The organism is Undibacterium sp. MH2W, from assembly GCF_049340215.1.
Lineage (GTDB): Bacteria > Pseudomonadota > Gammaproteobacteria > Burkholderiales > Burkholderiaceae_D > Undibacterium.
The window spans coordinates 661616-685184 of record NZ_JBMPPA010000002.1 but is presented as its reverse complement, the minus strand read 5'-3'; the positions used below and the strand labels follow the sequence as shown (position 1 = coordinate 685184).

At 49.2% G+C, this 23569-nt stretch carries 18 protein-coding genes; 10 read left to right on the top strand and 8 right to left on the bottom strand.

The window, feature by feature from the left end; genetic code table 11:
* Window positions 1-13: 13 nt before the first annotated feature.
* The gene (phhA, locus tag ACO0K2_RS07350) at window positions 14-907 is read left to right on the top strand and encodes a phenylalanine 4-monooxygenase (RefSeq protein ID WP_423017242.1); all 894 of its coding nucleotides are present in this window, start codon (window positions 14-16) and stop codon (window positions 905-907) included.
* A gap of 116 nt (window positions 908-1023) precedes the next feature.
* On the opposite strand, the gene ACO0K2_RS07345 is transcribed toward phhA, so the two are convergent.
* From ACO0K2_RS07345 to ACO0K2_RS07330, 4 genes are all read right to left on the bottom strand, one after another.
* On the bottom strand, window positions 1024-1869 hold the full coding sequence (locus ACO0K2_RS07345; RefSeq protein ID WP_423017241.1) for a DUF2087 domain-containing protein: 846 nt from the start codon (window positions 1867-1869) through the stop codon (window positions 1024-1026).
* Between the two features lie 295 nt (window positions 1870-2164).
* Window positions 2165-2542, bottom strand: coding sequence for a lysozyme inhibitor LprI family protein (locus ACO0K2_RS07340; RefSeq protein WP_423017482.1), 378 nt, complete (start codon window positions 2540-2542; stop codon window positions 2165-2167).
* An 86-nt stretch (window positions 2543-2628) separates the two neighbouring features.
* Window positions 2629-3498, bottom strand: coding sequence for a lipid A biosynthesis acyltransferase (locus tag ACO0K2_RS07335; RefSeq protein ID WP_423017239.1), 870 nt, complete (start codon window positions 3496-3498; stop codon window positions 2629-2631).
* Window positions 3495-4355 (bottom strand): lysophospholipid acyltransferase family protein, encoded by an 861-nt coding sequence (locus ACO0K2_RS07330; RefSeq protein ID WP_423017237.1) that lies wholly within the window; start codon window positions 4353-4355, stop codon window positions 3495-3497. Before ACO0K2_RS07330 ends, ACO0K2_RS07335 begins: the two co-directional genes overlap by 4 nt.
* A gap of 232 nt (window positions 4356-4587) precedes the next feature.
* Between ACO0K2_RS07330 and metK the strand changes: the two genes are divergently transcribed.
* The 8 genes from metK to ACO0K2_RS07290 all read left to right on the top strand — a co-directional run bounded on the left by metK (window position 4588) and on the right by ACO0K2_RS07290 (window position 17950).
* Window positions 4588-5772 (top strand): methionine adenosyltransferase, encoded by a 1185-nt coding sequence (metK, locus tag ACO0K2_RS07325; RefSeq protein ID WP_423017235.1) that lies wholly within the window; start codon window positions 4588-4590, stop codon window positions 5770-5772.
* 23 nt (window positions 5773-5795) lie between these two features.
* The gene (locus ACO0K2_RS07320; protein WP_423017233.1) at window positions 5796-6770 is read left to right on the top strand and encodes a M14 family zinc carboxypeptidase; all 975 of its coding nucleotides are present in this window, start codon (window positions 5796-5798) and stop codon (window positions 6768-6770) included.
* Between the two features lie 311 nt (window positions 6771-7081).
* A complete protein-coding gene (locus tag ACO0K2_RS07315; protein WP_423017231.1) occupies window positions 7082-8917 on the top strand; it encodes a M4 family metallopeptidase in 1836 nt (611 codons plus the stop codon).
* Between the two features lie 180 nt (window positions 8918-9097).
* Window positions 9098-11209 (top strand): prolyl oligopeptidase family serine peptidase, encoded by a 2112-nt coding sequence (locus tag ACO0K2_RS07310; RefSeq protein WP_423017229.1) that lies wholly within the window; start codon window positions 9098-9100, stop codon window positions 11207-11209.
* 191 nt (window positions 11210-11400) lie between these two features.
* The gene (locus ACO0K2_RS07305; protein WP_423017227.1) at window positions 11401-13152 is read left to right on the top strand and encodes an ABC transporter ATP-binding protein; all 1752 of its coding nucleotides are present in this window, start codon (window positions 11401-11403) and stop codon (window positions 13150-13152) included.
* Window positions 13142-14914 carry an ABC transporter ATP-binding protein gene (locus ACO0K2_RS07300; protein ID WP_423017225.1) on the top strand — a complete coding sequence of 591 codons (1773 nt, stop codon included), beginning with the start codon at window positions 13142-13144 and terminating at the stop codon, window positions 14912-14914. Before ACO0K2_RS07305 ends, ACO0K2_RS07300 begins: the two co-directional genes overlap by 11 nt.
* Window positions 14915-14923: 9 nt before the next feature.
* Window positions 14924-17191 carry a penicillin-binding protein 1A gene (locus tag ACO0K2_RS07295; protein WP_423017223.1) on the top strand — a complete coding sequence of 756 codons (2268 nt, stop codon included), beginning with the start codon at window positions 14924-14926 and terminating at the stop codon, window positions 17189-17191.
* A 246-nt stretch (window positions 17192-17437) separates the two neighbouring features.
* The gene (locus ACO0K2_RS07290; RefSeq protein ID WP_423017221.1) at window positions 17438-17950 is read left to right on the top strand and encodes a hypothetical protein; all 513 of its coding nucleotides are present in this window, start codon (window positions 17438-17440) and stop codon (window positions 17948-17950) included.
* Window positions 17951-17978: 28 nt separating this feature from the next.
* On the opposite strand, the gene metC is transcribed toward ACO0K2_RS07290, so the two are convergent.
* Window positions 17979-19184, bottom strand: coding sequence for a cystathionine beta-lyase (metC, locus tag ACO0K2_RS07285; RefSeq protein ID WP_423017219.1), 1206 nt, complete (start codon window positions 19182-19184; stop codon window positions 17979-17981).
* A gap of 153 nt (window positions 19185-19337) precedes the next feature.
* Between metC and ACO0K2_RS07280 the strand changes: the two genes are divergently transcribed.
* Window positions 19338-19820: an Lrp/AsnC family transcriptional regulator gene (locus ACO0K2_RS07280; protein ID WP_423017217.1), complete on the top strand. Its 483-nt coding sequence runs from the start codon at window positions 19338-19340 to the stop codon at window positions 19818-19820.
* 889 nt (window positions 19821-20709) lie between these two features.
* Here the strand turns inward: ACO0K2_RS07280 and ACO0K2_RS07275 are convergent.
* The 3 genes from ACO0K2_RS07275 to ACO0K2_RS07265 form a co-directional block, all read right to left on the bottom strand.
* Entirely contained in the window at window positions 20710-21492 is a 783-nt protein-coding gene (locus ACO0K2_RS07275) for an MBL fold metallo-hydrolase (RefSeq protein WP_423017215.1), read from the bottom strand.
* Window positions 21493-21688: 196 nt separating this feature from the next.
* Window positions 21689-22849 (bottom strand): hypothetical protein, encoded by a 1161-nt coding sequence (locus ACO0K2_RS07270; protein ID WP_423017213.1) that lies wholly within the window; start codon window positions 22847-22849, stop codon window positions 21689-21691.
* A gap of 35 nt (window positions 22850-22884) precedes the next feature.
* Window positions 22885-23295 (bottom strand): hypothetical protein, encoded by a 411-nt coding sequence (locus ACO0K2_RS07265; RefSeq protein WP_423017211.1) that lies wholly within the window; start codon window positions 23293-23295, stop codon window positions 22885-22887.
* Window positions 23296-23569 lie beyond the last annotated feature (274 nt).

The window sequence follows — 23569 nt, the reverse complement described above, 5'->3', positions numbered from 1 at the left end:
ACAAAGAAAAAACATGGATACGACAACTCTCGATACGACGGTGTCGAATGAAGATTTTCTGGCCACCGTTGCTAGCAAATCCGACGGCGCAGCCTTGCGTGGCGATTACACCCACGCAGATGAACACTACGTGGTACAACAACAGTGGGACGCTTACACGGAAGAAGAACATGCCCTCTGGCGAAAACTCTATCAACGCCAGATGAGTCTATTACCGGGTCGTGCATGTCAAGAATTTATCGATGCGCTCTTACAAATGGACGCGGCAGAGGGAATTCCTGAGTTTGCAAAAACCTCCGAAGAATTGTTCAAAGCGACAGGTTGGACGATCGTTGCTGTTCCTGGACTGATCCCCGAACTCACTTTCTTTGAACATCTTGCGCACCGCCGCTTCCCCGTCACCGTCTGGTTACGCAAGCCAGAAGAATTTAACTACATCGTTGAACCCGATGTATTTCATGACTTTTTCGGTCACGTACCGATGCTATTCAATCCTATCTTTGCGGACTACATGCAGTTGTATGGCAAAGGTGGTTTAAAAGCGATGAAATTGGGTGGTCTGGATCAATTAGCACGTTTGTATTGGTACACCGTCGAATTTGGTCTGATCAATACCAAAGACGGCATGCGGATTTATGGTGCAGGCATTTTATCGTCGGGCGGCGAAGTCGAATACTGCCTCACACCTGGCACCACCTCACGTCATATCCATCTCGACATTGAGCGCTGTCTCAACACGCTTTACAAAATCGACAGCTACCAGGAAACTTATTTTGTCATTAATAATTTCCAAGAGTTATTTGATGGCACTGCGCCGGATTTCAAACCTTATTACGAGAAGCTCAAACGAGGTGAAGCCTATCCAGCCAATACCTTACTGCCCGGTGAAGTGGAGTTATTGCCATAAATACTGTTCAGAGAAAACTGTTCTCTGTCATCGTATTTAAAAAGTGTCCTGATATCACGTCGCTATCAGGACACTTTTATGGGCACGTTTCAACGGAGACAACGCGACATTGATGTTCAGGGAATAACGTCGATGTTTTCTAGCTGACGCCAATACACGCCATCTTCCCTGAGCATCAGGCCGTTGATAATCATTTCTCGCCGCAAAGTGGCGTAGTCCTCATGAAAACCCAAAAAGAAACTATTTATTTCCCCTTCGGAGTAACGCCGCGTCGCGTCTAATTGATCGACCAACCACCGCAGAATCACAAGCCGCTTTTTGCGTTGATCTGGAATTTTGATCAAACGTCCTTGTTGGAGAAACGACTTCAGCACGCGCTCCACTTCGTTTGCAGTCGACTGCAAATCCAACTTACTTTGCTGTACATCCCAGACTTTTTCAAAACGTTCAACACGCGTTGCCTGCATTCGTTGCTGCGCCAAGTTCAGCCAGCTTACTGATCCATAGCCTGCAACCACATCATGGTTAATACTCTTCCAAAAGGCATCATCAGGATTGACACCTAAGGCGCGAATATAATCGCTCCCGACAACCATGTATTGCCGACGATACGGTAGCAAATAGTCCTCTGGATGCGCGTGCAATTGGACAAGCGCTTCCGCGTAAACTGAGAACCAATGATTGGTATAGCCACCCACTTCTGGACCATGCCAAAAATCTCCCATATCAGCATCGCGACCTGCTTCTCCGCCTAATATTTCACGCGCTTGCTCCCAATGCTGAAAGCCACAATCAGCAGCAGCCAAATGAAGACAATGGCGCAATTGCCACTCCTCAGGCAATTCCCAATGTTGTTTGCGACTCAGCATCAGTGCACGCTTTCTGGCCGCCACATTGTTACTCTGTAAAAGCTTCAGCAACAATCGTGCGCGAGTTTTGATTTCGGTCGTTAAAGCGTTCATAGCGACACTCCCTCGGCACCAAGGTCTGTGCGTAAGGCTAGGAACTGACGTGCAGTATGGAGAGGGACAACAAAGAAAGAACAAAAAGACATTAACATGACAGACTCCCATTCGTTGATTGACGACCCGCTGACGTCAAACGACATGGCAATATCACATTAATCAAAGTGAAATAAGTGAGATAGCAGGGTGAGAGCCTCTTGTGCGGGAGGGCGCCCCTGTGCACCCGTGGGGCGATTGTAGAGGCGATCGTGTTCGCTTGTCAACGCTGCTGTTTGAGCGCAATCGAAGCGGATTAATGTTCGATGATTTCTTTCAGCTCTTTGATGCGCGCTTGGGTCAATTCGATGCGGCAAGAGACCGCACCAATCGGCGCGCCAGTGCCACCGCTGAATGTTTTATAAACAAAATCACAATCAGCATCACGGAACTTGAGCCACTGTTGCTGCGCCTTCTCCAGACTCAACAATAGCTTGTCTCTGTTCTGCTGAACATCGTAGGCGTCTTTTAAGGTCTGCACCACTTTGTCATAGGTGCGCTTCAAATCGTGATCGAGTTGTGTGGCTTCAAGCCCCAGACAATAATCGATTTCTGGGGTACTTGAACCGGGACAGTCTGCTAATGCCACGCCGCTGGTGGTAGCACACAAAGAGAAAACAAGGATGCCGAACATTTTCACGATGACGTTCCTTCGATGTGAGGGTGATCAGTAGGTAGTCAATCCAACAGCGTAAAACAAACTGAATCAGCGACGGATCATCAATACACGCTCGGTACACCCTCTGGGCGTGTTTTAAACCGTTTGTGTGCCCAAAAATATTCTGACGGCACCTTCAAGATTTCTTGCTCAATGAACGCATTCATCCTGCGGGTGGCGGTCGTCAAATCTTCATCGCCTGGATAATTTTCCCAAGGCGTATGAAAAGTGACTTTCCAGCCACGGTAATTGGGCAACATCGTCGCAATCACCGGCACAATGGTGGCACCTGTACTAGCGGCAAGCCGCGGCATCGCGGTCAGTGTGGCCGCAGGAATCCCAAAAAACGGAATAAATTCGGCATTCTTCACACCAAAATCCATATCCGGCAACATGAAGTAAGGTAAGCCATCCTTGGTCATGGCGCGAATAATCGGCTTGACGCCTTCGGCACGAGAAAAGAGTTTGACTGGACGAAACCGTGAACGACCCTGACGCAATGCCTTATCAAAGACTTTGTTGCGCTGTTCGGTATAAATCGAGCACAAAGACGATTCCAGCATCACAGCAACGCCAGCGACATCAAGGCAAACAAAATGCGGACACATCAATATGGTAGGCCCCGCTTTGATCACATCCAATGGCACCTTGGGCTCAACCTGAATCAACCGCTTTAATCTGGCTTCAGAACCCCACCACAAAATGCCGCGTTCTAGCACGCTACGGGCATACATCTCAAAATGTTGCTTGGCGATATGCTCTCGCTCAGCTTCGCTCAAGTGCGGCAAACACAACCGTAAATTGGTGAGCGTAATATGGCGTCGCGAACGGATCAATATGAACAACAAACGCCCGACGCCAGCGCCTAATCGCCCGAGAAGGGGCAATGGCAGCCAATGCAGCAACCACATCAACACCAGCACGAGTCTCATGCTTGCTCCTGCGCAGCAGCAACATCCGGACCCGCGACCCCTTCCGGTGTCTTGTAGCGGTTATAACTCCAAAAATATTGCGCTGGAGAGCGTGCGATCAATTTTTCCATCGAACGGTTAATGGCTTCGGCTTGTTGAACGGGGTCGCCCGTCAAGGTTTCTTCAAATTTCACAAATCGGACAACATACCCTTTGCCTTGCGGGAGACGCTCAGCGTAGGTCAAAATAATCGGGGCACCGCTCATGCTGTGCAATTTTGCTGACAAGGTCATGGTGTAGGCTTGCTTGCCAAAAAAATCAGCCCAAACGCCCTCACCTTCTTGCGGCACCTGATCTGGCAGCAAACCAATGGCTTCTCCCTTTTTGAGCGCCTTAGCCATAATGCGAACGCCGGACAAGTTGGCAGCGGCCAACAACAGGTTATCACGTGCTCGTGCTCCCTCAATCAGGGGCTTGAGCGCGTCTTTCCGTGGTGGACGATACAAGACCGTCAACCGCGTCCGCACAGCAATCATTTGTGCAACGATTTCAAAACAACCAAGATGCGGCGTCAGCAAAATGACGCCTTTCTTTGCGTCGAGTGCCTCTTGCAGGAGCGCCCAGTTCTCCATCGTCGCGGTCGCTAACACTCGCTCCGGTTTTGCGCACCAGATAAACGGGAGCTCCAGCACATTCTTCCCAGCCTCCTGAATCGCCTCCTTGAGGTGCGCAGAAAAGCCCGCCCGAGCGAGGTTTTCTTGCAACCGCTGACGATATGAAGCTGACAACAAATAGACGACACGCCCCAGAATTGCGCCGATAATATGCAACACCGACAGTGGGAAAATAGAGAGAAAACGGAATAGAGTGACGAGCATGAGGCTGATCAAGAATAGTAGAAAAAATGAAGGGTATTCGACACAGCTTGAATAGAAGGCGTAAAATATCACACATTGGCAAGCTTTGGTCGTTCTGCAAGAGCACAAAAGCAAGCCACCGCCGAGTTAACAGACAACTTGCGAGGCGGTATATAAGTTCCGCTAAAGCGTCGCAGGTTCTCTTCTCGACTGCGGCACAATTTTTTACGGTCATTTTTTATAGGAGCCTGCGATGGCAAATGATTTCCTTTTTACCTCTGAATCCGTGTCCGAAGGACATCCGGACAAAGTCGCGGATCAAATTTCCGATGCGATTCTCGATGCGATCTTCGAACAAGATCCACGTTCCCGCGTTGCTGCAGAAACACTGACCAATACGGGTCTGGTTGTTCTGGCAGGTGAAATCACCACGAATGCGCATGTCGATTACATCCAAGTGGCACGCGATACTATCAAGCGTATCGGCTATGACAATACCGATTACGGTATTGACCACAAAGGTTGCGCGGTATTGGTGGCCTACGACAAACAATCCAATGACATCGCACAAGGTGTAGATCGTGCGAGTGACGACTACCTCAACATCGGCGCGGGCGACCAAGGTCTGATGTTTGGTTATGCGTGCGATGAAACACCTGAACTGATGCCTGCACCGATTTACTACGCGCATCGTCTGGTAGAGCGTCAAGCACAATTGCGTAAAGATGGTCGTCTTCCATTCTTGCGTCCAGATGCGAAATCCCAAGTCACGATGCGTTATGTGGATGGTAAGCCGCACAGCATTGATACTGTCGTGTTGTCAACACAACATAGCCCAGATCAAAGCGAAACCGCGACAAAAATGAAGCAATCCTTCATTGACGCGATCATCGAAGAAATCATCAAACCAGTGCTGCCAAAAGAATGGCTGCAAGATACAAAATATCTGATCAACCCGACAGGTCGCTTTGTTATCGGTGGACCACAAGGCGATTGCGGCTTGACTGGTCGTAAAATTATCGTTGATACCTACGGCGGTGCTTGCCCACATGGCGGTGGCGCATTCTCCGGTAAGGATCCTACAAAAGTCGACCGCTCTGCCGCGTATGCCGCCCGTTACGTAGCGAAAAACATCGTTGCGGCCGGTCTTGCTCGTCAGTGCCAGATTCAAGTTGCTTACGCGATTGGCGTTGCCCGTCCAATGAACGTCACAGTCTATACAGAAGGAACAGGCGTGATTCCAGACGAGCAAATCGCCGCATTGGTTAACGAACACTTTGACCTGCGTCCAAAAGGCATCATCCAAATGCTCGACCTGCTGCGTCCGATTTACTCTAAAACCGCAGCGTATGGTCACTTCGGTCGTGAAGAGCCTGAGTTCACTTGGGAACGCACAGACAAAGCAGCCATTCTGCGCGCTGCAGCAGGCTTGAAGTAATTCGGTAAGGAGTTGAAGTAGAGATGCAATGGAGTCCATTGATCAGTCGTTTCATTGCATCTTGCTGCAACCGGTTGTATCCAGAAACAAATAAAGAAGTGCACGGTGCATTGATCGTTGCAGCGTGCGCTTCTTTTTTTCCAGTCATCGCCAATGCGACACCAGCGTCGCCTTCTGGTGTGACACATCCCACATCGCCAGCAAAAACAAAAACCGTGACCGATTGGTGTTCGCCTCTCGCTGCGCGTTTACCAAAAATCTCGGTTAACGATTGTCGCAACGTTAAATTGCAAACCACCGGCACAACATCACTCAATGGTTTCCCCATCCTCGTTCGTGACGTCAATGCGGATAGTAAGCATCCCCATACCATCAAAATTTTACTCATCGGCGGCATTCATGGCGATGAGCAAACGGCGTCAGCGATCGTCTTTAAATGGCTGGGCGAGATGCAAAAAAATAGCGTGCAAGAGTTTCAATGGAAAATTGCACCCATCGTCAATCCTGACGGGTTATTAGCGCCGAAGCCGCGCCGTGTGAATGCCCATGGCGTCGACCTCAATCGCAATTTCCCCACGCCAGACTGGCAAAAAGAGGCGCCAGCGTATTGGTCTCGGGTCACCCGCAGCGATCCTCGTCGCTACCCTGGCAAAGCACCCATCTCGGAACCAGAGAGCCGGTGGGTCTATGACACCATTGAAAAATACAAACCCGATGTCGTCATTTCGGTTCATGCCCCCTTTGGCGTATTGGATTTCGATGGCCCCGCATCACCGCCAAGCCGGTTTGGTCGATTGATCTATAACCGGGTCGGCGTCTATCCTGGCTCCTTGGGTAACTACAGTGGCCTTCATCGCGACATTCCTGTTGTGACAATCGAACTACCAAATGCGAGTCAAATGCCGCCCGATGCCGAAATTGAACGCATCTGGCAAGACATGCAAAAATGGATCAGACAGAATATTGCGGCACACCCGAAACCGGCTAAGCGTCTGTGATGGCGTCCTTTTTCTGCAAGGAACTGTAACGCGATCGCTGTGCGATGATAGTCCCTTCATCACTCGCCGGCTCTCGCTGTCGATGCAACATGACGTAGCGCACTGATATCGAACGCAGAAACATCGCGACACACTTCCATTCTGCTCTCCCTCCTAGATCTGATTAACTGTACATCGTTATCAGATCGATGATCTCGACGTCATGTCGATTTCCATCACCATCTCACTGATAACTCCTCGCAAATTTCAATCACCAAAGCACGGTGGGATTCCACTGTGCGGTGTGCTTTATCGCATCAACAGGAGAAAAAATGCATCGATTTTCAATCGAAAAAAAAGTACTTCGACCATCGCTCATGGCCGCTTTCATTTCTGCGACATTAACAGCCCACGCCGCAGAGCGGATCGACCTCGATCACTTATTGGCGATGAACAAAGCTGCATCGCTCACGGCAAGCAGTCCGCAATCAACACACGAACTATTGAATCTCAATACAGAAGAACTACGTCCAGTACAACGTCACCAGTATGCCAACGGCAAACAAATCACGCGATACCAGCAATACTTCCACGGTATTCCCATTTTTGATGAAGTGGTGACTGAACTGATGACACCGGGAGCACAACGTCCTCTGTTAGCGGGGGCGCTACTCCGTGATGTCGCTACAGATCTGCCCAACACCACACCTCTCTACGATGCGCAACAGATACTGAGCATCGCAAAAACACATGCGCGAGCCACCATCACAGACAATGAGCAAGCACAATTATTTGTTCGTCTCGATCAAGACCATCGCGCCCAATTGATCTACTTGGTTTCGCTTGTTGATCTCTCCTATCCCAATCGACCATCGCGTCCTCATTACATCATTGATGCCAACACTGGCCTCATTCTTCGTCAGTGGAACGGTTTAACACATGCTGTCATCGGTACAGGACCAGGTGGCAATACAAAAACAGGACAGCATGAATTTGGTAGCACCCCTAGCTATCCCTTCTTAGATATTACGGTGAGTGGTGCCGACTGCAAACTCAGTAGCGCCAATGTGAGCACCTATAATATGAACAATAAGTCCTCTGGTAGTGGCACGATCCACACCTTCACCTGTCCGCGTAATACCGCCCTGCCCATCAATGGCGCCTATTCACCGATGAATGATGCGCATTACTTTGGTAATCAGGTATTGACGATGTATCAAACCTATTTTGGCATTCGTCCGATCACGCAAAAATTGAAAATGAAGGTGCATTATGGTGTTCAATATGAAAATGCCTTCTGGGATGGAACGAGTATGACGTTTGGCGATGGCGGCTCTACTTTTTTCCCGCTGACGTCGCTCGATGTAATTGGTCATGAGATTAGCCACGGCTTTACCGAGCAGAATTCGAGTCTAATTTATATTGGCATGTCTGGCGCAATGAATGAAGCTTTCTCTGACATGGCAGGTGAAGCCGCCAAAGACTTTGTTCGAGGCCGTAACGATTTCAAAATTGGCAGTGACATCACCAAATCGGGCGATGCGCTGCGGTACATGAATAACCCAACACAGGATGGTCGATCAATCGATCATGCCAACAACTACAATTCGATGCTAGATGTCCACGAAGCCAGTGGCGTCTATAACAAAGCATTCTATTTGCTCGCTACCAGCCTAAACTGGACAACGCGCAAGGCATTTGAGGTGATGGCTGATGCTAATCGCTTCTACTGGACCAACAACAGCACCTTTAATCAAGGCGCTTGTGGTGTGGAAAAAGCAGCGGCAAATCGTAACTATCGGGTAGATGATGTCACGAATGCATTTGCCAAAGTAGGCGTTCGCTGCCCCATGCCAAGCATTGAAATTGCGATGAAAAAAGGCGTGGCGATTGACCATATATCGCTGCCAGCAGGAAGCAACCAACTCTACACCATCGACGTACCGGCAAGCGCAAAAAAACTGACGATCAAACGCACTGGGGCTCCTGGCGGTCAACTTTACGTCAAACGTGATGTTGCCCCGACTTTATCCAGCTACGAGGTCAAATCGAATGGCACAGGCAATGTCGAAACAGTGTCGTTGCTCGCCCCCACTGCCGGGAAGTACTACATTATGTTCTCTGCTGAGAGTGACATCAACGATACCAGTCTTGTTGTCACCTATTAATGACGGATTAGATGCTTAAAAAATGCCGCGCCAATGCAATGGGGCGGCATTTTTTTTCTGGTTTGGATTATGATTCACCATCGGCAGGGGTTCCCCTCTCTGACACGAATACCATTCACTGATCACGTGTGCTCAACAAGCTCACCATCATTCGTCCAAAGATCAACCATCGGAGACAGCATGAAGCGTTCTTATCAAATTCTCGCAGCAATCTACCTGTGTAGTATCACCAGTATCATCCATGCGCAAAGCCAAGATCCTTTTCTGTGGCTAGAAGAAGTGACCGGAGAAAAAGCTCTGGATTGGGTCAAATCACGAAATCAAGAAACACGTCATCAACTCGATGGTGATGCCGGTTTTCAACAACTACGTGGTCAATTGCAAACGATTTTAGATTCCAAGGACAGAATTCCAAGCATCACACAGATGGGTAATGCAGTCTACAATTTTTGGACCGACGCGGAACATCCACGTGGAGTATGGCGCAAAACCACCCTCGAAGAGTACAAAAAGACGGCTCCTCATTGGGAAGTTGTCTTAGACATTGACGCACTCGCAAAAACTGAAAAAGAAAATTGGGTATTCAAAAATAGTGTCTGTCGTGAACCTGTCTACGACCGCTGCCTGATTGAATTATCAAGAGGCGGTGCCGATGCGGTGACATTGCGTGAGTTCGATTTGCGGACAAAGCAATTCGTCAAAAACGGATTTAACCTCCCTGAGGCAAAAATGACTGCCGACTGGCGGGATCTCAATACCGTTTTCATTGCGACTGATTTTGGTAAGAACACCTTGACCGATTCTGGTTATCCACGTCAGGTCAAAGAATGGAAACGTGGCACCCCCATCACTGCAGCAAAACTGATACTAGAAAGCCAACGCACCGATTTATCCGTCGGCGCACAAAGCATTGATCACGGTGGTTACCATCACGAGCTCGTACAACGACAGATCGACTTTTATCGTTCTGAGCAATATGTGCGCGATCACGGGAAATTACAAAAACTTGACGTGCCAGCGCAATCAGACCTGAGTTTCTTTGAAGACCAACTCATCATTACACTCAGAGAAGCATGGACCATCAAAGATAAAACTTATCCAGCAGGTGCTGTTCTGGCGATTTCATTTTCTGCCTTTGAACGCGGCGACCGTCAGTTTGCGGTCTTATTTGCGCCAACCGATAACACGTCATTCACCGGTCTTGCCGCCACTCGCCATTTCCTGCTGCTGCAATCCTTAGACAACGTCAAAGGAAAATTGGATGAATGGTCATTCAACAACGGCAAATGGTCGTCGCGGTCGGTCAATCTGCCAACGCTGGGTAGCGTGATGATCAGCCCCATGAATCCTGAAAAATCCGATGACTACCTGCTAAGTTACTCTGATTACCTGACGCCAAGTGTGTACCTGCTGGCCCATGCTGGCAATGACCAGCGCAGCACGCTCAAGTCAGCACCTGCATTTTTTGATGCAACACCGTATGAGACTGTTCAGCAATTTGCGACATCTACGGACGGCACAAAGATTCCTTATTTTGTCGTCAAACGCAAAGAGTTGCGTAACGATGGCAACAATCCAACGTTGCTATACGGCTATGGTGGTTTCCAAGTTTCACTTACCCCTTCGTATTCAGGCACGATCGGTAAAGCGTGGCTAGAAAAAGGCGGCGTCTATGTTGTTGCCAATATTCGGGGTGGCGGCGAGTATGGACCACGCTGGCACCAAGCTGCATTGAAAGAGCATCGGCAACGTGCATATGACGATTTTGCTGCCGTAGCAAAAGATTTGATCGCCCAAAAAATCACGTCACCTCAACATTTGGGTGCGATGGGTGGCAGTAACGGCGGGCTATTGGCGGGCGTGACATTGACGCAGCATCCGGAGCTATTTAACGCCATTGTGAGCCAAGTACCCTTGCTTGATATGCAACGATTCAATCAATTACTTGCGGGGGCCTCATGGATGGGCGAATACGGCAACCCAGACATCGCTGATGAATGGGCGTACATCAAGCAGTACTCTCCTTATCAGAATGTTAAGCCTGAAATCACCTATCCACATGTTCTTTTTATCACATCAACCCGTGATGATCGCGTTCACCCCGGGCATGCGCGTAAAATGGCAGCTAAGATGCTGGAGCAAGGACACAAAAATGTCTGGTATTTTGAAAACACTGAAGGTGGCCACGGTGGCGCGGCAAATAATACCCAACGTGCTGATATGAGCGCCATTACGTATTCTTTCTTGTGGAACATGCTGAAGTGGGATAATAGCGCCAATGTGGTTCATTGATCGTTTAATCCAGTCCAGCATTCCGTAGGCATGAACGCTGACTGACTCTGCTGAGACCAACGGTCCGTTATCCTCGCAGGGATAACGGATTTTTTACTCGATAGCACGTTAAATAACGATTCAAAATAGTAATGGTGCTTAGGCAACGCCACGGCAGAATGATGTTTAGAAAGATTAATTGAAGAATTGGCATGACACTGTTTCAACTACTTAAAGAATTCATTCGTCGCCATTGGCAACACTATTGCGCAGCGGCGGCGATGTTACTCGCGGTTGCGGTGATGACAGTCTTGATCCCGCGTCGAGTGGGCGCGGTGATTGACGGCATGGTCAATCACCAACTCGATCAGCATGGCCTATTGGTACAACTCGGCTATTTGCTACTGATGGGCGTCGCCATTTACTTTTTGCGCGTTGGTTGGCGTATGCAACTCTTTACGGCCTCTTATCAACTTGGCGCAGAGTTACGTACCCGCTTGTATCAGCGTCTCAGTGTGCAAGGGCAAAGTTTCTTTCAACAACAACGCACTGGCGATCTCATGGCGTTGGGCACCAATGATGCCGATGCGATTGAACTCGCATCCGGTGAAGCGGCCCTCGCAGGCTTTGATGGCTCACTGACCTTCGCGCTGGTGATTGGCATGATGTTGCTCGGTGTGGATTGGCGATTAGCCCTTGTTGCACTACTCCCATTTCCTTTCATGGGCTGGGCATTCAAACGGATAACCCACCACGTTCATGAAGCCTCGCGGGATTCATTACAGCGGTTTAGCGCGCTGAACGATCAAGTACAAGAAACCTTGGCTGGGGTGCGCACTTTACGTGCCTTAGGTCTCGAAGAACGCAGCGCTAAACAGTTTGCCGTACTCGCAGAACAAGCCGCGGATGCAAGTTTATCGGCGCAAAGTTGGGAAGCCGCCTACGAACCGGCGGTGGGTATCGCGCTGACCTCTGCTGGCGCCCTCACATTAGCGATGGGTGGCTATCTGGTGTGGCATGGCGAAATGAGTATTGGTATGCTCACCAGCTTCACCATGTATCTCGGTCAACTCATCTGGCCTATGTTTGCTGCGGGCTGGGTTTTATCTCTGTTAGAACGAGGTAAAGCCGCGTGGAATCGCTTAGAACCTGTACTAACGATGCCACTTTCTATTGAAGACCACGGGACGGTCAGTGATCATCCTCAAGGCACATTGACGCTCAGCCACGTCCATTTTGCGTATCCCGCACAAACACGCCCTGCGCTGGACGATGTCTCGATATCATTGTTACCAGGTAAAACATTGGGCATCGTCGGACCGACAGGTGCCGGCAAATCCAGCATCATCAAACTTTTATTGCGTCAGATAGAAACAGAACAAGGTCAAATCCATTGGGGCGGTCATCGAATTGCAGACTATCCGCTGGTGCAGCTCCGTAGCGCGATTAACTGGGTTGCACAAGAACCGTTCTTATTTTCAGCATCGATTGCTGAGAACATTGCATTGGCCAGACCCAATGCCACACGAGAAGACATTATCCATGCGGCGACCTTAGCGTCAGTCCATGACGACATTGTGCGTTTCCCGCAGGGGTATGACACTCCCGTTGGCGAAAAAGGTGTCACTCTCTCAGGGGGGCAGCGACAACGCGTCGCCATCGCCAGAGCGCTCTTAACCGACAGCCCCTTACTGCTCCTCGACGACGCATTATCTGCCGTCGATACGGAAACAGAGAGTCATATATTGCAGCATCTTGCAACGCTACGCGCAGAGCAAACCGATCGCAGTGCCGTCATTGTGAGTCATCGCTTAAGCGCAGTTGCCGCAGCGGATCATATTGTGGTGCTTCGCGAAGGAAAAATCACTGAACAAGGGACGCATGCTGAACTGCTGGCAGCAAACCACTGGTATGCATCGCAATGGCGTTACCAACAACTGGAGGCAAGTTTAAATGCCGCGTGATCAGTTTTTACCAGAGAAAAAAGAAAAGCCTTCTGAGAAAAAGATGGCGGTGCAATTGCTGATGGCATCGGCGCGTCCAGAAAAATCGCAGGTCATTCTTGGCATTCTATTTTTGCTGATCGCAGCTATCCTTGAGGCGCTCGGACCATTATTGGGTAAAGCATTTATCGACCGATATTTGCTACCGCACCGCATGGAACTTCCCTTGGTCGTTGGCTTACTGACAGCCTATGTGGTGACGGGTTGGGGAGCAACCTGGCTACGTTATTTGCAACTTACGCGCCTTGCTGGCGTAGCGATGCGCTCGGTACGGCGATTGCGAGAACAAGTTTATACCCACGTCTTACGCTTGCCGATGGCATTTTTTGATAAGGCGATGACGGGGCAATTGGTCAGCCGTGTCACGAATGACACCGAAGCCGTCAAGAATCTCTACGTCCAAGTGCTTTTTGTGATGCTCGATAGCTCTATCGTTGTCATCGGTGCGTTGGGTGCGATGGCGTGGCTAGACTGGCGACTCATGTTAATCGTTACCATGCTGATTCCTGCAGTGGTGATTATCGTCTGGTTCTACCAACGTTGGAGCGCTCCCGCCGTCAGTAAAGCACGTCAGCTACGTAGCGAAATCAATGCGCAGGTCGCCGAGAGTATTAGCGGCATGAGCGCATTACAAGCGAGCAACGCGGAACAGCGTTTCGGCCAGCGCTTCGCCAATACGAACCAGCTCCATTACCGTGCCCGACTCGACGAGTTACGTGCTAATGCATGGTTACTACGACCTGCACTCGACTTTTTAAATTCAGTCTTGTTGGTGCTCGTTATTTTCTGTTTTGGGCAACGGAGCTTCTCAGGCGTTGAGGTCGGCATTCTGTATGCCTTTGTGAGCTATATCGCACGGGTCGTTGATCCACTCATCCAGATTACATTGCAATTTGGACAAATTCAGCAAGCCGTTGTCTCAGCAGCACGCGTCAATACTTTGCTGCATGAACCCACGATCGCGAGCGCCAGTAACGATGCCACGATGGAATCTGGTGAGGTCCATATCGCACATCTCACGTTTGGTTATGATCCCAAGCATCCGGTATTGCATGACGTTAATTTATTGATCCCATCGGGATCTTTTTTCGGAATCGTCGGTCATACTGGAAGTGGCAAATCAACACTGATGAGCTTACTCCTGCGCTTCTATACGGCGCAGTCCGGCAGCATCACGATTGATGGCCGCAGCATCACTGATTTCTCAGAAGAACATTTCCGAGCCAGCGTGGGATTGGTTCCACAAGAGCCCTTTTTACTTGCGGCGAGTGCGAGAGAAAATATTGCCATGGGCAGAGAAATCAACGAGGAAGACATCGTTGCCGCCGCCAAAGCAGCACACGTGCATGAGCTGATTCTTTCGCTAGAACACGGGTATGACACAGCATTGGGCGAAGGCGGTGCCAAGTTATCGACAGGTCAGAAGCAATTAATCGCGATTGCCAGAGCATTAGCGGGAAAGCCACGTATTTTGTTCTTGGATGAAGCGACTTCCCATATTGATAGCGAAACTGAACAAATCATTCAAATCGCATTAAACGAATTGCGTCACCAAGTCACGATCATTGCCATCGCGCACCGTTTATCAACGATCCGTGATGCCGACTGTATTGTGGTTCTCAACCACGGACGACTTGCAGAACGCGGAAAACATCAAGAACTCATGCAGATCGATCAAGGTATTTATCAGAAATTGTATTTGCTGCAAACATTGGAAGACTAAGGAAGACGAATGAAATGGATTCTCGCCCTCGTGGCAATCTTCAGCGCGCTGATCGCTGGTGCACTGATCTACATTTTTTTAGGATTAGCACCAGGCTTACCTGCCCTCGACGCGATTACGGATTATCAGCCAAAGATCCCACTACGCATCTACACTGCAGACAACGCGCTGATTGGTGAATTTGGTGAAGAGCATCGTGATTTCGTCCCGATTAAAGAGATTCCTGACGTCCTGAAAAACGCGCTGTTATCCATTGAGGATGCACGTTTCTACGAACATAACGGTGTCGATTTTATCGGTTTAACGCGAGCATTTGTCGCAGATTTAGGTGGTGGGTTTCATCAGGGCGCGTCAACGATTACGATGCAAGTAGCGAGAAATTTTTTCTTATCGCAAGAAAAAACCGTCACACGTAAAATCAAAGAAATTTTACTCACATTTCGGATTGAAGCGGCCCTCAGTAAAGACCAGATTCTCGAGTTGTACATGAATCAGATTTACCTTGGCCAACGCACGCACGGCTTCTCCAGCGCTGCAAAAACGTATTTCGGAAAACCGCTAAGCCAAATTTCTCTGGCAGAAGCTGCCATGCTCGCAGGCATTCCTCAAAATCCAGTGCGCCATAACCCCGCTGTTAATTTTCAACGCGCTAAACAACGCCAAATGCTGGTACTCAAAAGCATGCTCAATAAAGGCATGATTACCGAAGCACAGTTTGATGCCGCCAGCAAAGAGCGTCTGACGGTGACCGGAAAACAAATGTACGATGCCCATGCCGATTACGTCGCCGAGATGGTTAGACAAAGTATCGTCGCAGAATATAAAGATACCGCCTACACCGCGGGTATCAAAGTCTACACAACGCTGCTCAAAGCCGATCAGGAAGCCGCCTACGAGGCCGTACGTAAGAACGTCATGGATTATGACCAGCGCCATGGCTATCGCGGCCCTGAGGCTTTTATCAGCTTGCCTTCTGACGAGGAAGAGCGTGATGATGCCATTGACGAGGTATTAAAAAAACATCCCGCCAATGACAAATTATTTGCTGCGGTCGTGACAAGCGTCAGCAACAAGGCGGTTCAGGCAGAATTGGCCTCTGGTGAGACGATTGACATCAGTGGTGATGGTTTGCGATTTGCGTCGAGTGCTTTGCAAAGCAAAGCGAAATCCGATCTGAAGATTGTGCCCGGCGCTATTATTCGCGTCATTCAAGACGGAAAAATGCGTTGGAGTATTACCCAATTACCGGAAGTGGAAGGCGCGTATGTCGCGCTCAATGCACAAACCGGCGCATACCGCGCCCTCGTTGGCGGATTTGATTTTAACCGGAAAAAATTTAACCATGTGACGAGCGCATGGCGTCAGCCCGGCTCTAGTATCAAGCCATTTATTTACTCTGCCGCGTTAGAAAAAGGATTCTCTCCCTCCACGTTAATCAATGACGTGCAACTATCCTCAACCACCGCCGAATCCTTGAAATGGGACCCGCGCAACGACGATGGTAAATACGATGGTCCTGTCACTATGCGGACCGCACTCGCACAATCAAAGAACGTCGTATCAGTTCGAATTTTGAAAACAATTGGCGTCAACACTGCACTTGAATGGCTGCCCCATTTCGGCTTCAATCGCGACAAACATCCAGACAACCTGACACTGGCCCTAGGTACCGGACAAGTCACACCGATGCAGTTAGCGGCAGGCTATGCGGTATTTGCCAACGGTGGCTATCAAGTGACGCCTTGGTTGATTAGTAAAGTCACTGACGCCCATGGCAAAATTTTAAGTGAAACCAAAGCACCCGCTATTGCACAAGACAGTGACCGCGTTATCGATAGCCGCAATGCATTTATCACCGATAGTATGCTCCGCGAAGTGACATTACGCGGCACTGGCGCCGCCGCCGACCAACGACTTGGTCGTCATGATCTCGCGGGTAAAACGGGGACAAGTAGCGAGGCAGTTGATGGATGGTTTGCTGGTTACGCCGACAACATCGTTGGTGTTGCGTGGATGGGTTACGATGAACCAAAATCGCTAGGTGGTCGCGAATTTGGTGCGACTCTCGCATTACCGATTTGGATCGATAGCATGCGTGTCAGCCTGGCAGGCAAACCCGAAACCCAACGAACACCGCCTGACGGTGTGAGCAATGCCGAAGGCGACTGGATGTATGCGGAATTCTTAAACGGTGCGGGTGTGAAGTCAGTCGATCTTGATGTCTTGCCGCCGACTGATGCTGATAAGCCGACAACGAGTGGTCAAGCTGCCAATTAGTTTATTGAATGAAAAAAAAGCCCGGCACTAAGTGTGACGGGCGAATATCCTGACCTTTGGAGGAGAAGCAGTAGGATGACGGCATCATAATAGATGGCCATGACAAGATGATGACAATGCATCTCCTTCCTGCTGCCCACTCTTCCACCGCGGCAAATAAAGGGGTAAACGCCCCTCTGTTTCCGACCTTGCTTTCGCTCCATCGTTTGTACACTGTCTTCGATACAACTCGACGCAGGGGCACTTATGTCATCCAGATACCGCAACTATCGCACTTTGCCACAAGAGCCAACATTTTTACATGGCACACCTGGCACCATCTACATTCTGCAAAATGACGGCCTCCGTTCTGGCTTATATCGCATCGGTGCGACGCGACGTTCTGGCGTCTCGAAAGCCATGGAATTTAACCGTGATGCACACAATATGTTGCCTGGTAATTACGAATGCGTCTTTGAGTTACACAGCAAAGACTGCGGGATGGCACTTGAAGTGATCGGCAAAAAGTTTGCATCCCAGCGTCACGGCAAAAAGAACCTCGATTTTTATCAACTCGATCTCGACGAGGCAACGAACACGATCATCTCCATCATCGCCGAGATCAATGCGCTCGCCGTTGAGAAAGCCAATCAAAGACAACAGCATCCACCAGAAATGATGCGTCATTTGTTGCCAGATCTCGAACCCGCCAACAACGCGATATTCAGTCCACCACCACCCAGTTTCTTAAGAAAAGCCTTTGAATGGGTGGCGAACTAATGAGACTGATATTTGTTTTAGGCGAGTTTTAGGCAACCGAGGCAAGGGTTGGCAATGTGCGCAGGGCATCAAAGCCGAGCGATAAATCTGCCAACAAATCCTCTACCGCCTCGAGACCCACATGCAGGCGCAACATCGGGGCGGACCACTTTTCTGCATTCACGGTGCGGCAACGGGATGGTTTTGTTGGCAGTATCAAACTTTCGTAACCACCCCAACTAAAGCCAATACCGAACAAACGGGTACGGTCAATTAAGGTAGCAACCTGTTGCTCCGTCACCTCTTTATGGAAAACGGCACCCATCAGCCCACATGCATATTCTGCGCGAAAATCGCGTTTCCAGATCGCGTGACCTGCTGTTCCCTCAAGCGGTGGATACAACACCTCGGCCACCTCAGGTTGTGCTTGCAACCAACGTGCGACCACTTGCGCACTCTCACGATGAACCGCCAGGCGTGCTGCCATGGTTCGCAAACCACGCAAGGCAAGTGCTGCATCATCACTACCGATGGACATCCCTAATTGTTTGTAAGTATCGCGCACACGATGCTCCAACGCCTCGTTCGTCAGGATCGCGCCCATGAGCGCGTCAGAGTGTCCAACGATGTACTTGGTGGCCGCATGAATAGAGACGTCAACACCCAGTTCAAATGAGGCCCAACCAATTGGTGTGGCCCAGGTGCTGTCGGAAACAACGACGGCACCTGCAGCATGTGCAACAGCAGCGATTGCAGGAATGTCCTGCACTTCAAACGTCAGTGATCCCGGAGACTCTACAAAGACAACCTTCGTATTGGCTCGCATCAAGGTTTTAATCTCTGCACCAATCAGTGGATCATAGTAGGTCGTGCTAATACCATGTTGCTTGAGCAAGCCATCGCAAAACAAACGAGTAGGATCATAAGCCGTATCGACCATCAGCAAATGATCACCAGGCTGCAATAACGCCAAGAGCGTCGTCGTGATTGCCGATAAGCCAGACGGCGTGAGCATACATGCTGCGGCACCTTCGGCTGAGCACAATGCCTGTTCCAGTGCCAGGGTCGTTTCTGTCGCATGGCGACCATAGACACGGCGAGTACCATGCGCTTCTTGAAGTGAGGCACAATCAGGAAATAACATCGTCGAGGCACGCACGAGCGGAGGATTCACAGGACCATGATGATCTTTGCCCTTGCGCCCAGCATGGGTCAGACGGGTCGCAGTTTGTAGGGATTGTTCGTGCTTGCTCATGGTGGCTCCTGATTGATCGTTATAACTGATGTCGCTTGTCGGACGATGACCGACTGGCAGAATGACATCGTAACAATCATCAGCAGAAATTTTTTACCAAATTATTGAGTGATTTATGCTATTTTTAGAATAATTTTCTATAAATACGTCATCATGGATAAAAAAGATCTCGAAATTCTGCATTTTTTACAAAAAGATGCGTCGATGCCTCTAGCGGATCTCGCTCAAGCGGTGCATTTATCCGTCACGCCATGCTGGCGGCGCTTACAGAAACTGCAAGAAGAAGGTGTGATTCGGCAGCAAGTCATTTTATGCGACCCCGTCAAACTCAATCTGGGCCTCACGGTGATGGTTGCCCTCAAGGCGGCGCAGCACAACGAAAAATGGATGCAAAAATTTATTACTGGCGTCAGAGACATTCCTGAAATTGTCGAAATTTTACGGATGAGTGGCGATATCGACTATTTACTCAAAGTACACGTACCGGATATGGCTGGTTTTGATTTGGTGTACAAAAAACTGGTAAAAGTCGCCGACTTACAAGATGTCAGCTCTAGCTTTGTGATGGAAGTAATTAAAAGCACAACCGCTCTCCCGCTCGACTATGCGATCTTAAAACAGAGCAAAGGAAGTTAGGCAAGAAGGCGCTACAGCGCCACTGGGCTCCCGCCTACGCGGGAGCGACGATGATGGAGGTTAGGGTAAATTATGAATGGAATACCCCATCCCTACCCGTCATACTCCAAGCGAACGGAATATCCCCTTTTTACTCGTCATACTCCGCGCAGGCGGAGTATCCAGTGCGCGACAGCGCTTTCGGAGCAGAACTGATCTCCAAACAAGAAGGCGCTACAGCGCCACTAGGCTCCCGCCTACGCGGGAGCGACGATGATGGAGGTTGGAGCAAATAATGAAAGGAATACCCCCTTTTTCACTCGTCATACTCCAAGCAAACGGAATATCCCCTTTTTACTCGTCATACTCCGCGCAGGCGGAGTATCCAGTGCGCGACAGCGCTTTCGGAGCAGAACTGATCTCCAAACAAGAAGGCGCTACAGCGCCACTGGGCTCCCGCCTTCGCGGGAGCGACGATGATGGAGGTTGGAGCAAATAATGAAAGGAATACCCCCTTTTTCACTCGTCATACTCCAAGCAAACGGAATATCCCCTTTTTACTCGTCATACTCCGCGCAGGCGGAGTATCCAGTGCGCGACAGCGCTTTCGGAGCAGGACTGATCTCCAAACAAGAAGGCGCTACAGCGCCACTGGGCTCCCGCCTTCGCGGGAGCGACGATGATGGAGGTTGGGGTAAATAATGAATGGAATACCCCATCCCTACTCTTCATACTCCAAGCGAACGAAATACCCCCTTTTTCACTCGTCATACTCCGCGCAGGCGGAGTATCCAGTGCGCGACAGCGCTTTCGGAGCAGGACTAATCGTCCAACAAAAAAAGGCGCTACAGCGCCACTGGGCTCCCGCCTTCGCGGGAGAGACTAGAACTTAGAATGTGGTCTGGATTATCTAGCCACGAAAACGGTAATGGTCCTGCGTAAATAAATCGATACCACACTGCAACCGTTCAATCCAATCCAAAAAGGCATGAATCGCCTCTTTGCCAAGAAAGTATCGACCATGTTGTGGCACCATCATATCGACATCCATGTCGCGCACCATATTGGCCCACAGGCGGCACACTTTATTCGACACCATATACCGTTTATGAAAACCGCTCATGGTATGCATTGCTTGGTAAAAATCATCCTTCGTCCTTATTGGCTGTTGGATGTCTGCTGCATCGACCATCGAGGCGCCCATATCACCAGAAAAGAGAATTTTCGATTTGCTATCGTAAAACTGAAAGTTACCCTCTGCGTGAAGAAAATGGGCTGGTACGGCGTGTAAGGTTGTGTCTCGAAGACGAATCGGCATGCCCTCGTCCGGAATGCCGACGATACGTCCATCAGCGCGATTCAGATTGCAAAAATGCGGCACAAATCGTGACCATAGTTGCGACACGTAGAGATTACATTCGGTACTAAAAAGCCACTTATCCAATGCACCGATAATGTCCGGATCCTGATGCGATGCAAAGAGATATTTCAGCTGCTGCTTGGGAATATATTTGTGCATCGCCAACACAAGCGCGTTGTAGGTGAGGTGTCCCGAGGGATCAATCAACGCGCCTTCGCCATCGGACACGATCAGAAATTGATTGGCTTGGACAGCATGATCCCCCGCGTCTTTCAACAGATCGTTGAACATCACGCAGACATGCTTGCCATCGTTATAGAGTTCTATTGCCAATTGATCTCCCGTCCGTTTGGATCGCTAAATAGGAGTTCCGATTGTAAACAGGTCACGTGCTGTAACCTTGATGCAAATCAAAATGCGCCATGGCGACGACATATAAAGAAAAAGCCCATCTCTTCGATGGGCCAAATGAGGAGAAAAAACGACGGTGAGTAGTTCACCCAAGTACGATAAAAACAATCGTTGATGCTTAAAAGACGCCCTGCAATGCAACCGACAAAAGTTTTGAATCACCGAAAAATTTAAATGGATACGTTGACTTGTCTTTCGATACGTCATACTGGATTTTGAGGGTCGTATTTTTATAGACATCCCAACGTAGCACAAATGTTTGTGTATCGCGTCCTTCTATCGGCTGGGCGACTGTCCGATAACGAGAATACGTGTACATCGGTGTAAAACCTTTGTAGTTATAGCCTACGCCGACCAATGCATACTTATAGACGTTGTTAAGTCCCTGGCTTGGATCAACTTGCGAAAAATGATCGATCTCTGTTTTGATGAGCCAGCTCTTATAATCCATATTGGCCGACAGCCCCATGATGGTCGTTCCAGCGTTATTCACCTCATAGGTTGGACCATTTACCGGATCATTAATAATCGCCGTCTCATAGTGATGCATTACCATGCCACGAACATCAACGATACCGTTATTCACCGACACCGAGCCACCTAATATTCGTTTCCAAGCGTCGCTCGTTGGCGTGGTGTTGTAGAGGTTGGTGTAATACGCATCTGTGTTTTGCGAAAAGCTGCCGGCCCATACCGTCGCAGTCGTTGCCCAGTCAGAGTTACCGATTTGCGTCCGATAACTCACATTGGCACCGTTGTATGCATAGACAGGCCATCCGTACACATCCGGCGCGGGACGTACCCATGGATACGCATAGCCGATATAAAGATAATCACTGTAATAGTACAAAGGAATGCGGAAGCGCCCAGCCTGTATCGTCCAGTTGGAATCTGTAGAAGGTTGCCAAGTGAGATAGGCCCAGTCAACGGTCGGCTTTGATCCTTGATTTGGATTTTGTGCTCGCGATACCACCTGCACGGTACCTGAAAAATTAGGCGTGAAATCTTTTTTTAACTGCAGTCCAACCAGCGATTCTTGATCAAATTCCCATCCCTTTGATTTCTCATAGACACCGGTATATTCCCAGTTTTGAATCGTGCAAGGACAATTGTATTTCTGATAGGTCCATGGCGTAGAACTGCCTTGTGATGAGCCACTCATCACTTTTGCTCCAGTCAGATTATAAAAACCAGTTAATTTCCATGTTCCGTCGTCGTCCAAATCAATCGCAGAAGCAAACGCCGGCACGAGCATTAAAGCGAGTAATAACTTCTTCATTGCATCTCTCCTCAAAGGTAAATCAGCGATGTCATTCATGGAACAATGGCGACGACCTTAACGGTATCGTCAACGGATGACTTCTCGATATACCCCATAGCGTTCGGGGTGGTACTCACAAATTTCTTCACTTCGGCATCGGTTTTGAATTCTTTGGGCGCTTTGGCTTTTCCTGTGAATAGCAATTTCGACCAAATAGCTTGTACCTGTGCAGCATCTTTATCGAGCACCTTTTTGTAGAACTCATTTCGTGCTGGTGAATTTTCTGCTAACTCAACAGGAGCAAAAAGAGAGGAACCACCGAGATAAAATTGCGCCACTTGTGCGAGATACATCTTGGTCGCGGGGTTGTCTTTATTCACAATAATGACCAATTCGGCTTGCGCTGAAAGCGAAACCATAGACAAGGTCAATGCTGATATCCAACAATAGAAATTGAACTTCATTACGATTCCTCCAAAGTGAACTGCACAATGCAAACACCTCTTTGCGAACACCTACTGTCACATCAATCACACCCTGATGATGGGCTACCAGGGACCGGATAAATCTCTTTGATCTGCCTATTTCCGTAGATCAAAAAAACATGTAAATCAGAAGTTAATGAATGAAAGTCAAATAGATAGCGAAATCGCTACAGATGAAAATATCGTGAGTAAATAACTCAGTGACCTGTATTTATACTAGGAAAAAATCAGAGGGACTTCTATGCTTATTTTG